Origin of the sequence: Streptomyces sp. NPDC050422, from assembly GCF_044458665.1 — a bacterium.
Classification (GTDB): domain Bacteria; phylum Actinomycetota; class Actinomycetes; order Streptomycetales; family Streptomycetaceae; genus Streptomyces.
Window position 1 is genome coordinate 112,720 of sequence record NZ_JBITIE010000002.1, and the last position, 13,084, is coordinate 125,803.

The following is a 13,084-nucleotide window of genomic DNA, read 5'->3' on the forward strand; positions in this document are numbered from 1 at the left end:
CAGCCCGTGCAGCCCGTGCAGCCCGGATGGTGCACGAGATGTTGGCTGCCCCGACCGCTGCCGGTGACGCTGAGCGGGACGCCGCCGGGGTCCATCGGGCGCGGACGGATCCGCGCCGGCCCCGGTGTGACAGAAGGAGCCACACCATGAGGGTCATGCTGCGAGCACAGCTGGACACCCAGGCCGCGAACGAGGCGGTCAAGAACGGCAGCCTGCCGAAGATCATGCAGTCGCTCGCGGAACGCCTCAAGCCGGAGGCGGCCTACTTCGGCCCCAGCGAGGGCAAGCGCTGTTGCACCTTCGTCTTCGACATGCAGGACAGCTCTCTGCTGCCCTCCATCGCGGAGCCGCTCTTCGAGAGCCTCGGGGCGACGATCGAGATCCAGCCGGTCATGAACACCGAGGACATGAAGAAGGGCCTCGCCGCACTGCGACAGGGCTGACCGACGCCCCTCACCGCACCGCGACAGGGCCGACCGAGCCCGTCGCCCACCCACCCCGGGCCGTACGCCGTACCGCCCGCCGGTCGCAGGAGACACCGCCGGACACGACGCAGGAGGCAGGTCCCGCACCGGCCGCTTCGCCGGACGCCCCGCTGCCCGCCTGAGCGCGCGCCTGCATCACCGACGACACGACCGTCGGCCGGCCTGCCCGCCGCCGTGCGCGGCACGATGGCTGCGGGCCGGTTCTACGAGACCGGGAACATCGCCCGGCACGACCAGGTGGCGGTCCTCGACGACCAGGCTGCGCGCACCTTCGCAGCGCAGGCCGCCGACGGGGCCTGGGCCGTTCCGGGAATTCTCGGCGCTTCCCAAAAACTCTTCGGCGCGGTGTCGAGAACCGCTGCCCCGCCCCGACGTCCCCTGTGAGAGTCGCCCACGAGGGTGACGGAAACGCAGAGGGAGCGGATCATGAAGTACCTGGTGATGGTGCAGGGCTCGCAGGCCGACTACGAGGCGATGCGCGGGAACGCGTCCGCCGGCAATCCGGCCTGGAGCGAGAAGGACGTGCAGGCCATGTTCGCGTTCATGGGCGCGGTCAACGACGATCTCGCCGAGACGGGTGAACTCATCGACGCCCAAGGACTGGTCGAGCCGGCGAAGACCCGGTACGTCTCCGCGGGCGAGGACGGCCGTCCGGTGATCACCGACGGCCCTTACGGGGAGACGAAGGAGCTGCTCGCCGGGTACTGGGTGCTCGAATGCGAGAGCCTGGAGCGGGTCACCGAGATCGCCGCGCGCGTCACACAGTGTCCGGCGCCCGCCGGTGCGCCGGTCCGGCCGGTGGTCATCCGGGCCATCGACGGCGGCGGGGGCGATGCGTGAGACGTACGACCGAGGTCGAGGATCTGCTGCGGCTGCACGCCCCGCAGGTCCTCGGCGCGCTCGTACGCCGGTACGGGCACTTCGACCCGGCCGAGGACGCGGTGCAGGAGGCCCTGATCGCGGCCGCCCGGCAGTGGCCCGAGCAGGGGGTGCCGGACAATCCGCGCGGCTGGCTGATCCGGGTGGCCTCCCGGCGGCTCGTGGACCGGCTCCGCAGCGACGACGCCCGGCGCGCGCGGGAGGAGGCGGCGGCCGCGCTCACGCCCCGGGACGCCTTCACCGCTCCGGCGCCCGACGAGGCCGTGCCGGGCGGGAGCCGGGCGCCGTCCGAGGACGACACTCTCACCCTGCTCTTCCTGTGCTGCCATCCGGACCTGGCCCCGGCCGCACAGGTCGCCCTGACACTGCGGGCCGTCGGCGGGCTGACCACGGCCGAGATCGCCCGGGCGCATCTGGTGCCGGAGGCGACGATGGCCCAGAGGGTCAGCCGGGCGAAGCGGAAGGTCCGGGGCGCCGCCTTCGTCCAGCCGGTTCCCGCCGACCGGGACGCTCGGCTCGCGGCCGTGCTCCAGGTGCTCTACCTGATCTTCAACGAGGGCTACACGGCGACCTCGGGACGCGCCCTGCACCGCGCCGGCCTGGCCCGGGAGGCGATCCGGCTCACCCGTTCCGTCCGCCGGCTGCTGCCCCGGGACGGCGCGGTGACCGGGCTCCTGGCGCTGATGCTGCTGACCGACGCCCGCAGCGACGCGCGCACCGGACCGCTCGGCGAGCTGATCCCGCTCGACGAGCAGGACCGCACCGGCTGGGACCGGGCGGCCGTCGACGAGGGCCTCGCCCTGGTCGAGGAGGCGCTGGGCGAGGGGCCCGCGGGCCCCTACCAGGTGCAGGCGGCCATCGCGGCGCTGCACGACGAGGCGGCCCGTGCCGAGGACACCGACTGGCCGCAGATCCTGGCGCTGTACGACGTCCTCGTACGGATCGCCCCCGAGCCGATGGCCGAACTGAGCCGGGCCGTCGCCATCGCCATGGTGCACGGTCCGCAGGCCGGTCTGGCCGCGGCCGACGCCCTCGCGGACCGGCTGGCGGGCCACCACCGGCTGGACGCCGTCCGCGCCCACCTGCTGGAACGGGCCGGCGACACGGAGGGTGCCCGCGCCGCCTACCGCTCGGCGGCCGCCGGAACCCTGAGCATCCCGGAAGCCCGCTACCTGTACGGCCGGGCGGACCGCCTCGACGGCTGACGCGGGTCCGTACACCCCCGTCATGACAACCCCGCCATGCGCCGTGCGACTCCACCGAAGGGGCAGGAAGCAGCCGGGAACAGCGGCAAACGGCTGCAAACCGCCGCACCGGCGGTGGTTCGCTGGCCGTCGCAGCCCCGGCTCGTAATCATCGGGCCATGACCAACAGCGACAAGGGCCAGGACCTCACTCTCCGGATCGCTCAGCAGCCGGAGGCGGACGAGCTTCTCGCACGCAGCCCGCTCGCCGCCCTCGTGGGCATGCTGCTGGACCAGCAGGTGCCGATGGAGTGGGCGTTCTCCGGTCCGTACGCACTGGCACAGCGGATGGGCGGGGACGATCTGGACGCCCACGAGATCGCCGTGTACGACCCCGAGGCCTTCACCGGACTCTTCACCGACAAGCCCGCCCTGCACCGCTATCCCGGTTCGATGGCCAAGCGGGTGCAGCAGCTGTGCCAGTACCTGGTGGCGCAGTACGACGGCGAGGCGAGCCGGGTGTGGACCGAGGCCGCCACCGGGGCGGAGTTGCGGAAACGGCTCAACGCCCTGCCCGGGTTCGGCACCCAGAAGGCGCAGATCTTCCTGGCGCTGCTGGGCAAGCAGTTCGGTGTCCGGCCGCCGGGCTGGCGGGAGGCGGCGGGACCGTACGGGGAGGCGGGCTCGCACCGCTCTGTCGCCGACATCACCGGGCCCGAGTCGCTCGCCGAGGTCCGCGCCTTCAAGCAGGAGGCCAAGCAGGCGGCGAAGGCCGCGAAGGTGGCGGCAAAGAGCAGGTGAGCCGGGAGCGGGCGCCCGACTCCTCGGCGCCCCGCTGTTGGCGGCGGGCCCGAGGAGTGAGGCGCCCGCGCGTGCGCCCCTGCCCGCGCACACTCCCCCGCCCGCGTCCGCGCTCTCGCCTCCGCCCCCACCCGCGCCCCCCGCCCGCGCTCTCGTCCTCGTTCAGCACGGCCTCAATTCCGTAATGAACGCTTATATGCCTCCTCGGCCGGCATCGCAGTCCCGTCCCATGGCTGCGCCCGGAGCCTCTTGGCCGGTAGGCTTTCCGTGTGATCTTCAAGCGCATCGGAAATGGGCAGCCCTATCCCGACCACGGCCGGGAAAGCACCCGGCAGTGGGCGGATGTCGCGCCGCGCCCGGTCCGCCTCGACCAGCTCGTGACCACCAAGGGCCAGCTGGACCTCGAAACGCTTCTCGCCGAGGACTCCACGTTCTACGGCGACCTGTTCGCGCACGTCGTGAAGTGGCAGGGCGACCTCTACCTGGAGGACGGACTGCACCGCGCGGTCCGCGCCGCGCTCCAGCAGCGCCAGGTGCTGCACGCCCGCGTGCTCGAACTCGGCTGAGAACCGCACCGGCCGCGTTCGATTCCGACGGGGTTCGTTCGGGTGCTTTCCCACCCGGACGGGTGCGATCCGTCGATCATCAAATAGTCATCATCCCCGGGTCGCACTACGCTGCGCCCATGAGCATGCTCACTCCCCCCGGCATGGGCGGAAAGTACCGCATCACGGGTGACAAGTACCCGCGCATGCGGCGCCCCCGCCGCCGCAGCAAACTGGTCCTCGCGACCACCGCCTCCGTGGTCGCCCTCGGGCTGGCCGGATGGGGCACGCTGCAGCTCATCGATGTCTTCACGGGCGGCGACAGACAGGCCAGCGCCGCCGACCGCAAGGCGGACTGCCCGACCGCCCGGCCGTCCACACCCGCGAAGGTCCTGCCGAAGCCCGCGAAGATCACGGTCAACGTCTACAACGCGACCCCGCGCGGTGGACTGGCCAAGGCGGCGGCCGACGAGCTGAAGAAGCGCGGCTTCACCATCGGCAAGGTGGGCAACGCCACCGCCGCGTACGACAAGAAGGTCGCCGGGACGGGGCTGCTGCTGGGCGCGCCTGCCGCGGTCAACGGCACGTTCCCGGTGCTCGGCACGCAGTTGCCGGGGGCGACGACGAAGACCGACGCCCGCAAGGGCGCCGACATCGATCTGATCATCGGTACGAAGTTCAAGGCGTTCAGCCCTCCGCAGACGGCGGCCACCGCGCTGACCGCCCTGACGAAGCCGGCTCCGGCACCGTCCTCCTGCTGAGAAACGCGACGGCCGGGGTGCTCCAGGAGCACCCCGGCCGTCGCCGTTCACGTGTCGAGTCCTAGCCGGCGGTGCCGTACATCCGGTCCCCGGCGTCACCGAGACCCGGCACGATGTAGCCGTTCTCGTTGAGCCGCTCGTCGACCGAGGCGGTGACCACGGTGACCGGCGTCCCCGCCAGCTCGCGCTCCATCACCTCGACGCCCTCGGGCGCCGCGAGCAGCACGACCGCGGTGACGTCGTCCGCACCGCGCTTGATCAGCTCCTGGATGGCCGCGACCAGCGTGCCGCCGGTGGCGAGCATCGGGTCCAGGACGTACACCTGGCGGCCCGAGAGGTCCTCCGGCATGCGGGTCGCGTACGTGGACGCCTGGAGCGTCTCCTCGTCGCGGATCATGCCGAGGAAGCCCACCTCGGCGGTCGGCAGCAGCCGCACCATGCCGTCGAGCATGCCGAGGCCGGCCCGCAGGATCGGCACGACCAGGGGCCGCGGGTACGACAGCTTCACTCCGGTGGTGGGTGTCACCGGGGTCTCGATGTCGACCTGTTCGGTGCGCACATCGCGGGTGGCCTCGTACGCGAGCAGGGTGACCAGCTCGTCGGCGAGGCGCCGGAAGGTCGGGGAGTCGGTGCGCTTGTCGCGCAGGGTGGTGAGTTTGTGCGCGACCAGCGGGTGGTCGACGACGTGGATCCGCATGGCATCAACAGTAACCGCGTCGCCCGTACCCGTGCGCTGGCATCAATCGCACGTTCGGGGGGAAGGTGGGGGCATACGGACCCAGCCTTGGGGTGATGAGCCGATGCCGGACGGGGCGAAGCGGAAGCGGGACGGCCAGGACCCGCAGGCGGCGCAGGACGCGCCGGAGACAGACGCGCAGCGCCGCAGGCGCCGCGCCCAGTTCCTCCGCGAGCTTCACGAGGCCAAGGCACTCCGCGACCGGGTCCAGCCGCGCCGGGTCAAGGCCGCCAGAATGCGCCAGGCCATGCGGATGCGGACGTTCCGCTGGTAGCCGTCCGGCCGTCGGAGAAACCCCCCAGGTGGCGGCGCCGGAGAGAACTGATGGCCGACGCAACGGTGGAACTGCTCTCCTGAAGCCCTCGTTTCTGCCACGATTCCGATGGGCGGGACGCAGGGCAGCCGGACCACCGACTGCCCTCCCGCCGGACCGACACACCCAGGGTCTTTCGTTGGGATCACCAGCCCGCTCCCTGATCCGGCCTGATCCGAACGAGAGCCCCCGAGACCAGTGGGAGAGTCACGGTGTACTTCGCCGCACTGCTCGCGCGCACCGAAGACGGGTGGAAAGCGAGCGACACGGAGCTCGACGATGTGGAGACCCTGTCCGATCTGACGGATCTGGCCCGTGAGGCCTCGGTGGACGAGGACACGGTGCTCGTCTTCATCGAGCAGGAGGACGCCTGGTTCGGCGTCATCCGGGTGGACGGTGAGGAGGATCCGCGTATCTATGTTTCCCACGCCTCCGCCGCCGCCCGCTCCTCGTACGGGGAGATCCTGCTCACCGATGAACTGCTCGGCCGCGAACCCGGGGCCGAGGACTCGATTGCCGCCCTCGAAGAGCTCGTCGGCCTCGACGGTACGGAGGACGGCGAGCCGGAAAGCCCCGGCCATTCCCCCGACAATTCCACCGACAATTCCACCGACGATGACGACGACGGGCCGGACCCCGACGCCGTACCGGCGGGTCCGCTCGGCGACACCGGGGTGCTGTCCGACCTCGGGCTCCCCGAAGCGGAGCTGCTGATGCTGCGGACGGACGCCCTGGCGGAGATCGCGGACGCGCTGGGAGCGGCCGAGGTCCTGGAGACCGTCCGTTAGGGTCCGCGGGTGACCGAAGCACCGCACCCGCACGACCACTCCCCAGCGCAGCACCTCCCGCACGATCCCGTACGGGACCCGTGGCGGGCGCCCATGCGCCGCGCCCTGGACGAGGCCGGCAGGGCGGCGGCGGCCGGCGATGTGCCGGTCGGCGCCGTCGTCCTCGCCCCGGACGGCACCCTGCTCGCCACGGGCCACAACGAACGCGAGGCGACCGGTGACCCGACCGCGCACGCCGAGATCCTCGCGCTGCGCCGGGCCGCCGCCGCCCTCGGCGAGTGGCGGCTGACCGGATGCACGCTCGTCGTCACCCTGGAACCCTGCACCATGTGCGCGGGCGCCCTGGTGCAGTCCCGCGTGGGCCGGGTCGTCTACGGCGCCCGCGACGAGAAGGCCGGAGCGGCCGGCTCGCTCTGGGACGTCGTACGGGACCGCCGTCTCAACCACCGCCCCGAGGTGATCCACGGCGTCCTGGAGACGGACTGCGCGGCCCTCCTGACGGCCTTCTTCCGCGACCGCTGACCTGCGTTCCCGGCACCTTCGCCGCATTGCGGGGAATCGGATTTCGACGGACGGCCGAGATGGTCTAAGCTCTCTCTCGGTAGCGTGTCCGAGCGGCCGAAGGAGCTCGCCTCGAAAGCGAGTGTGGGGAAACTCACCGAGGGTTCAAATCCCTCCGCTACCGCTCTCACACCCTCCTGACCAGCGGAAACGCGGTCAGGGGGGTGTTTTGCGTGCGGCAAGGAAGAGCTTGCGGAGTCCGCCCCGAGGGTGCTGCCCGTGGAAATGCCCTCACCGGACCGTCCGCGACACGGCCCACGGGGGCAAGGCGCGGGCCGGCCGGTATGTGCCGCATCAGACCCCCGGGCACCTTGAGGAGTACCTCGTGGGTGCCCGGGGGTCTGCTGACTTCTTCTGTCCGCCTCAAGCCCTGTCAGATGGATCCGTCGGCGACAGCCGCTTTCCAGCGAGCGGCACCGGACAGCGTGACGGAGACGGTCTGCGGGGTCTTGTCGGTTATCTGTTCGGCTACGTTCTCCACGCCGTCACAGGGGTAGCTGATCCACTTCTTGCCGTTGGCCTGCAAGGTGACCTGACCACTGCCCGAGCAGACGAAGTGGACGGTGTAGGACGCGTGTGGCGGCGTGAACTCGGGCAGATCCACGCCCACCGCGCCGTAGGTTTCCGGAACGAGAAGTTTCTTCCCCGAAAGCTGTTCCAGCTTCAAGGCCTGCGACGCTGCCGGTTCGCCGGACCGCGTCGCTCCCCCGGGGTTCTCCTCGCCCGGGGGAGGCGCCTGACACCCCGTGGCGGCAAGAGCCCGCCCGGGCCGGGTCGTGCCAGCGCCACCGCACGCGGGTGCCGGTGTCCGGACGAGAGGTGACGGAGGCCGAGCCTCCGACCGCGTGCATCCTGCCGATGATGGAACCGGAGATGCCCCGACGCCGTGCGGGGACGGAATGCGGGTCGAAGCCCCGCCCCGCGTCCGACAGTTCAACGACGGCGCCGTCATCGTCCGCCCATGCCCTGAGCTCCGCTTCCCGCACTCCGGCATGGCGTGCCACGTTGGTGACGCCCTCCCGGACGCCGTTGAATATCGCAAGCCCGGGGCCGGACGGAATCACGAGCGGGCCGTCTATGCGCGTCTTGAGCCGCGCTCTGGCCGGCCCCTCATCAGCACCAGGACGGCCGCGTCCAACGTCCACAGCAGGCGGAACGGGAGCGGGTTGCGCAGCGCGTGGAGGCGCACACCGCAGGCCAGGACAGCGGGCACCAGCAAGGACATCGCCAGGGGAATCTCCGCCGCATCCGCCAGGACGACGCCCAGCGCACCGCACAGACAGACCACGCTGGAACGAAGCCACACCCCGAACCGCTCAAGGGCCAGGACCAACAGACGCTCGCTGGACCTGGGGCCCTCCGCCGGCTCAGCGGCTCCGTCCCGCCCCTCGTACCCCCCGTGCCGCATGGAAGGCAGGATAGTCAACCCGCAAGGCCCGATCCCGGGAAAGCCGTCAAGGTCCACGGCCCCGTCCCGCACCGATTGTCCGGAACCGTTCCGCCTCGGCGGCGGTGCGGCAGGCACGACTGCGGCCCCGGGTCCGACGACGGTCGGGCCCGGGGCCATCTGCGCGATGTGGGTCGGGGGAAGCGGCATCGGGGGGACAAGCCGCTCCCCCCGATGAGAACAGGTCCTACCAGCCCTCGCCGCGATCGGGGGAAGGCCGCGGCGAGAACCCCACAGAGAGGCCCTGTTCCTCGCCCCGCGGATTCCTGCCGGATCCGCTGGGCTCGTCCACCATCCTGCCGTGCCGCAGATGCCGCGCGGGCGGGCAAAGGACCCCGATCACCGGGTCCTTGGTCCTTAAAGACCGTATGAGTGATCGGAAACAGCAGGCCGATACGGGCATGTGTGCGGATAGACTCGCCCGACTGCACAGGGGATCGAAGGGGAGTCAGGGGCTGATGGTGCAAGCGAAGAAGATAGCTCTCTACTTGATAGTCGTCTTCGTGCTCTACACGATCATCACGTCCCCCGCACGGGCCGCGGATCTCGTCCAGGTAGGGTTCGAGGGCGTTTCGGATGCCGCACAGGGCGTCGGCGACTTCATGTCCGAGCTCGTGAAGTAGGAGTACCCCCATGATCCGCCATCTGGTCCTGTTCAAGCTGAACGACGGCGTCGAGCGGGACGATCCGCGGGTCGTCGCGGGCGCCGAGGCCTTCCGGGGACTGGCGGACAAGGTGCCAGGGCTGGAGTTCTGGGAGTGTGCCTGGAACATCACCGACCGGCCGATCGCCTACGACTTCGCCATCAACTCCGCGGTCGCCGACGAGGCCGCGCTGAAGAGTTACATCGAGCATCCGGCCCACCAGGCGGCCGCCGGGCAGTGGCGGGAATTCGCCACCTGGGTGATCGCCGACTACCCGTTCTGACGGCTTCGGCCCTGCGAGCCCCTCACCATGACGGTGAGGGGCTTTTCTTTGTGTTTAAACCGATTCGAGGTCAACACGGCGCTATGGGGTGCTTGCACATAGTGGACATGTCTTGTGATGCTATGACCGCTTTTGACGGATGAGTTGACCGAAGTTGACCGCAAAGGGGTGGCGTCATCGTGCCGGCCAGTACAGCGCCTCAAGTGCCTCCCCAGACCGTCCAGGCGCCCCAGGCACCTCAGACGATTCAGATGGAGACGCCCGACGACACCGTCGCGCCCGCCAGGACCCGGGGAGCCGACACCAGGGCGCTCACCCAGGTGCTCTTCGGCCGGCTCCAGGGACTGGATCCGGGCACCGCGGAGCACGGCCGGGTCCGGGCGGCGCTGATCGAGGCGAACCTGCCCCTCGTGCGGTACGCCGCCGCGCGGTTCCGCAGCCGCAACGAGCCGATGGAGGACGTCGTCCAGGTCGGCACCATCGGCCTGATCAACGCCATCGACCGGTTCGACCCCGAGCGCGGGGTCCAGTTCCCCACCTTCGCGATGCCGACCGTCGTCGGCGAGATCAAGCGGTACTTCCGGGACAACGTGCGGACCGTCCACGTACCGCGCCGGCTGCACGAGCTCTGGGTGCAGGTCACCGGCGCCACCGAGGACCTGACGACCGCTCACGGCCGCTCTCCCACCACCGCGGAGATCGCCGGACGGCTGAAGATCTCCGAGGACGAGGTGCTGGCCTGCATCGAGGCGGGCCGGTCGTACCACGCGACCTCGCTCGAAGCCGCCCAGGAGGGCGACGGGCTGCCCGGTCTGCTGGACCGGCTCGGTTACGAGGATCCGGCCCTGGCCGGCGTCGAGCACCGCGACCTGGTCCGGCATCTGCTCGTACAACTGCCCGAACGTGAACAGCGGATCCTGCTGCTGCGCTACTACAGCAACCTGACGCAGTCCCAGATCAGCGCCGAACTCGGAGTCTCACAGATGCATGTGTCAAGACTCCTGGCCCGAAGTTTCGCCCGACTTCGATCCGCAAACAGGATCGAGGCGTAACCGGATCGGGTAGACCGGTCCCGGGGCGTTCCCCGCGGACCAAAAGCCGTACACCCCTTGTTAACTGGGCAGACTCCCCCGAAACTTGTCGACAAGTCACTACAGCGTGTTGCCGACATGTGACATTCTGCGGGAACCGCGTTTGCCGCAGCCTCCCCTCCGGTATTCAGGTGGAGGCTGCGTTCCTCCGATGGTCGCGGCCACCGCGACCGTCCGCGACCTCAAGGGGGTGGCATGTCCGCAGAACAGGGCAGCTCGAAGGTGCTCACGCTCACCAAGAGCGCACCGGCACCCGTTGTGCTCACCAGCTCGTCGGAAGCCATCGACACCCGCACGCTGTCCCGCTCCCTGTTCCTGCGGCTCGCCGCACTGGGCCCCGCACCGGGCCCCGACGGAACGGACACTCCGGAGCGCGCCTATGTGCGGGACACACTCATCGAGCTCAACCTGCCGCTGGTGCGTTATGCCGCGGCACGGTTCCGCAGCCGCAACGAACCCATGGAGGACATCGTCCAGGTCGGCACGATCGGCCTGATCAAGGCGATCGACCGGTTCGACTGCGAACGAGGCGTGGAGTTCCCCACGTTCGCGATGCCCACCGTCGTCGGCGAGATCAAGCGCTTCTTCCGCGACACCTCGTGGTCGGTGCGGGTGCCGCGCCGGCTCCAGGAACTGCGGCTCGCCCTCACCAAGACCAGTGACGAGCTCGCCCAGAAGCTCGACCGCTCACCGACCGTTCCGGAGCTGGCCAAGGCGCTCGGGGTCTCCGAGGAGGACGTCGTCGACGGCCTGGCCGTCGGCAACGCCTACACCGCCTCCTCGCTGGACTCGCCCTCGCCCGAGGACGACGGCGGCGAGGGCTCGCTCGCCGACCGGCTGGGATACGAGGACGCGGCGCTGGAGGGCGTCGAGTACCGCGAGTCGCTCAAGCCGCTGCTGGCCAAACTCGCGCCGCGCGAACGCCAGATCATCATGCTGCGGTTCTTCGCCAACATGACCCAGTCGCAGATCGGCGAGGAGGTCGGCATCTCGCAGATGCACGTCTCCCGGCTGCTGACCCGCACACTCGCCCAGCTCAGGGAGGGTCTCATCGCCGACTGATCCGGAACCCCGATCACGGGGGTTCCGATTTGACGACCCGTCAGACACACTGTCGCGATGCGACGTCAGACATTCGGCCGGTCCGGCCGCCGGGGCACAGCGATCACCGCCTCGGCGGCCGTGCTGTGTCTGGGCGCGGCCCTGGCAGGCTGCGGCGACCGGGCGGGCGGCGACGGCTACACGGCGGTCGGTGCGGCCGCGGCGGGCCCGGGGAAAGCGCCCTCGGGGGCGGTGGCGCCCTCGGGCAAGGTCACGCTGGTCCCGCTGGACGGGGCCGGGGAGCCGAGCGGCGGCGACGGGGGCCCTTCAGGCGCCTCACCCTCACCCGGAGCCTCCGCCGGGGCCGCGACGGAGTCCGGCGGCACAGAGGCCCCCACCGGCCCCGGTACGGGCACCGCGCGGCCCGGTGCGTCCGGGAGCGCGGACCGCGGATCGGGCGGGTCGGGAGGATCGGGAGATACGGCTGCGAGCGGCACGCCCTCCGGCCCGTCCGGCTCCGGTTCGACGGGCGGATCCACGGGCGGATCGACCGGCGGTTCCACGGGCTCCACCGGCCCCGCCTCCCCGTCCGCGCCCGGCTCCACCGCTCCGGCCGGGGCCGCCGTCCTCGCGGTCGGCGCTCCCGTGCGGGCGGCGGCGGACGAGCGGTGGTGCGAGAAGGTGACCGTGGAGTTCCGCAATACGGGTGGCTCACCGGCCCGTTCGGGCACCGTCACCTTCGCCACCCACATCATCGGCGGCGCGGGGATCGACTGGGCGACCCGGGAATCGACAGCGCCGCTGCCCGTGCCTGTCGGCGCGGGAGCGGCGCGGAAGATGACGTACACCGTCTGTGTGGACGCCTGGCGGGTGCCCCTGGGCATGCATGTCGAGACCCGGGACGTGACCGCCGTCTGGAAGTGACGGGGGCTGAGGCCGACCGGCCTACGGGATGGTCAGCCGAGCGCGAGCCAGGCGACCGCGCCGAGCACGACGACCACCGCGACGACGGCGGCGATCAGCCCGGTCCTCGGTCCGGAGGACACGGCGGCCGGCTGCTGCCGGCCCTGCGGCTCGCCCTCGTCGACGAAGGCGCGGAACATCTGGGTGTTGCCTGCCGGGTCGCTGTTGCCCTCGGGGCCCTGCGGAGCGTGGGGATTGTGTGCCATGTCGCAGGACCCTAGCGAACTCGGCCGAACGGCCCAACCCCCGGGCAGTGAAGGGGCGGTCCCATAACCGGTGAACCGGTGAAGGCGGAGTGCGGAAGCGACCCGGACCGCTGCGCGCCGTACGGGGCCCGTCACGCCGGGTGGAAGTCAACCTCCGGCTCGGAGCGCCCAGTTGGGATTCGCGGCGCCCCGCCCCAGCCACGCTCCCGTATATATGCGCGAAGGGCGGCCGCCCGCCCTGCCGGATGCCGCGAGAGTGAGAGAGAACGCCCTGGGCGCGCCCCTGAGGTCACCGCCACCCCCGCCCCCGGAGTGGCGCAAGACACATCCGCCACTCGCGCACCGCGCACGCTGGGC

The 13,084-nt window shown here is 71.0% G+C and carries 19 protein-coding genes, 1 tRNA gene and 1 pseudogene; 16 read left to right on the plus strand and 5 right to left on the minus strand.

Annotated elements, in window-relative coordinates; genetic code table 11:
• The first annotated feature begins 146 nt into the window (after positions 1-146).
• The 7 genes from ACIBJG_RS03430 (at position 147) to ACIBJG_RS03460 (ending at position 4,654) form a co-directional block, all read left to right on the plus strand.
• The gene (locus ACIBJG_RS03430) at positions 147-443 is read left to right on the plus strand and encodes a DUF3303 family protein (protein WP_399303452.1); all 297 of its coding nucleotides are present in this window, start codon (positions 147-149) and stop codon (positions 441-443) included.
• Positions 444-659: 216 nt separating this feature from the next.
• Complete coding sequence (locus tag ACIBJG_RS03435) at positions 660-869, plus strand: hypothetical protein (RefSeq protein WP_399303454.1); 210 nt, start codon at positions 660-662, stop codon at positions 867-869.
• 42 nt (positions 870-911) lie between these two features.
• Positions 912-1,325 carry a YciI family protein gene (locus ACIBJG_RS03440; RefSeq protein ID WP_399303456.1) on the plus strand — a complete coding sequence of 138 codons (414 nt, stop codon included), beginning with the start codon at positions 912-914 and terminating at the stop codon, positions 1,323-1,325.
• Positions 1,322-2,569 carry an RNA polymerase sigma factor gene (locus ACIBJG_RS03445; protein WP_399303458.1) on the plus strand — a complete coding sequence of 416 codons (1,248 nt, stop codon included), beginning with the start codon at positions 1,322-1,324 and terminating at the stop codon, positions 2,567-2,569. Before ACIBJG_RS03440 ends, ACIBJG_RS03445 begins: the two co-directional genes overlap by 4 nt.
• A 158-nt stretch (positions 2,570-2,727) precedes the next feature.
• Entirely contained in the window at positions 2,728-3,348 is a 621-nt protein-coding gene (locus tag ACIBJG_RS03450) for an HhH-GPD-type base excision DNA repair protein (RefSeq protein WP_399303460.1), read from the plus strand.
• Positions 3,349-3,617: 269 nt separating this feature from the next.
• A complete protein-coding gene (locus ACIBJG_RS03455) occupies positions 3,618-3,914 on the plus strand; it encodes a type II toxin-antitoxin system VapB family antitoxin (RefSeq protein WP_073736427.1) in 297 nt (98 codons plus the stop codon).
• Between the two features lie 143 nt (positions 3,915-4,057).
• Entirely contained in the window at positions 4,058-4,654 is a 597-nt protein-coding gene (locus tag ACIBJG_RS03460) for a LytR C-terminal domain-containing protein (protein WP_399303855.1), read from the plus strand.
• A gap of 61 nt (positions 4,655-4,715) precedes the next feature.
• Here the strand turns inward: ACIBJG_RS03460 and upp are convergent, their stop codons facing one another.
• Complete coding sequence (upp, locus tag ACIBJG_RS03465) at positions 4,716-5,351, minus strand: uracil phosphoribosyltransferase (RefSeq protein WP_145764628.1); 636 nt, start codon at positions 5,349-5,351, stop codon at positions 4,716-4,718.
• Positions 5,352-5,454: 103 nt separating this feature from the next.
• On the opposite strand from upp, the gene ACIBJG_RS03470 reads away from it, so the two are divergent.
• The 4 genes from ACIBJG_RS03470 (at position 5,455) to ACIBJG_RS03485 (ending at position 7,176) form a co-directional block, all read left to right on the plus strand.
• The gene (locus ACIBJG_RS03470) at positions 5,455-5,664 is read left to right on the plus strand and encodes a hypothetical protein (RefSeq protein WP_399303463.1); all 210 of its coding nucleotides are present in this window, start codon (positions 5,455-5,457) and stop codon (positions 5,662-5,664) included.
• Positions 5,665-5,915: 251 nt separating this feature from the next.
• Positions 5,916-6,491 (plus strand): hypothetical protein, encoded by a 576-nt coding sequence (locus ACIBJG_RS03475; protein ID WP_399303465.1) that lies wholly within the window; start codon positions 5,916-5,918, stop codon positions 6,489-6,491.
• Positions 6,492-6,500: 9 nt separating this feature from the next.
• A complete protein-coding gene (gene tadA, locus ACIBJG_RS03480; protein ID WP_399303467.1) occupies positions 6,501-7,013 on the plus strand; it encodes a tRNA adenosine(34) deaminase TadA in 513 nt (170 codons plus the stop codon).
• Between the two features lie 78 nt (positions 7,014-7,091).
• Positions 7,092-7,176: transfer RNA gene (locus ACIBJG_RS03485), tRNA-Ser, on the plus strand.
• Positions 7,177-7,425: 249 nt separating this feature from the next.
• Here ACIBJG_RS03485 and ACIBJG_RS03490 read toward each other — a convergent pair.
• The 3 genes and pseudogenes from ACIBJG_RS03490 to ACIBJG_RS03500 all read right to left on the minus strand — a co-directional run bounded on the left by ACIBJG_RS03490 (position 7,426) and on the right by ACIBJG_RS03500 (position 8,460).
• Positions 7,426-7,719 carry a hypothetical protein gene (locus tag ACIBJG_RS03490; protein ID WP_399303876.1) on the minus strand — a complete coding sequence of 98 codons (294 nt, stop codon included), beginning with the start codon at positions 7,717-7,719 and terminating at the stop codon, positions 7,426-7,428.
• 172 nt (positions 7,720-7,891) lie between these two features.
• Positions 7,892-8,197: pseudogene (locus ACIBJG_RS03495) on the minus strand (hypothetical protein); the annotation flags it as partial.
• Positions 8,128-8,460, minus strand: a complete 333-nt coding sequence (locus ACIBJG_RS03500; RefSeq protein WP_399303469.1) for a hypothetical protein — start codon at positions 8,458-8,460, stop codon at positions 8,128-8,130. The pseudogene ACIBJG_RS03495 and the gene ACIBJG_RS03500, both read right to left, overlap by 70 nt.
• A gap of 497 nt (positions 8,461-8,957) precedes the next feature.
• Between ACIBJG_RS03500 and ACIBJG_RS03505 the strand changes: the two genes are divergently transcribed.
• The 5 genes from ACIBJG_RS03505 (at position 8,958) to ACIBJG_RS03525 (ending at position 12,482) form a co-directional block, all read left to right on the plus strand.
• Positions 8,958-9,122 (plus strand): hypothetical protein, encoded by a 165-nt coding sequence (locus tag ACIBJG_RS03505; RefSeq protein ID WP_187285206.1) that lies wholly within the window; start codon positions 8,958-8,960, stop codon positions 9,120-9,122.
• Positions 9,123-9,132: 10 nt separating this feature from the next.
• On the plus strand, positions 9,133-9,426 hold the full coding sequence (locus tag ACIBJG_RS03510; protein WP_326737522.1) for a Dabb family protein: 294 nt from the start codon (positions 9,133-9,135) through the stop codon (positions 9,424-9,426).
• 179 nt (positions 9,427-9,605) lie between these two features.
• The gene (locus tag ACIBJG_RS03515) at positions 9,606-10,478 is read left to right on the plus strand and encodes an RNA polymerase sigma factor SigF (protein ID WP_399303471.1); all 873 of its coding nucleotides are present in this window, start codon (positions 9,606-9,608) and stop codon (positions 10,476-10,478) included.
• A 234-nt stretch (positions 10,479-10,712) separates the two neighbouring features.
• Entirely contained in the window at positions 10,713-11,579 is an 867-nt protein-coding gene (locus tag ACIBJG_RS03520; RefSeq protein WP_399303473.1) for an RNA polymerase sigma factor SigF, read from the plus strand.
• Positions 11,580-11,636: 57 nt separating this feature from the next.
• Positions 11,637-12,482, plus strand: a complete 846-nt coding sequence (locus ACIBJG_RS03525) for a hypothetical protein (RefSeq protein ID WP_399303475.1) — start codon at positions 11,637-11,639, stop codon at positions 12,480-12,482.
• A gap of 32 nt (positions 12,483-12,514) precedes the next feature.
• On the opposite strand, the gene ACIBJG_RS03530 is transcribed toward ACIBJG_RS03525, so the two are convergent.
• Positions 12,515-12,727 (minus strand): hypothetical protein, encoded by a 213-nt coding sequence (locus ACIBJG_RS03530; protein ID WP_399303477.1) that lies wholly within the window; start codon positions 12,725-12,727, stop codon positions 12,515-12,517.
• Between the last annotated feature and the right edge of the window lie 357 nt (positions 12,728-13,084).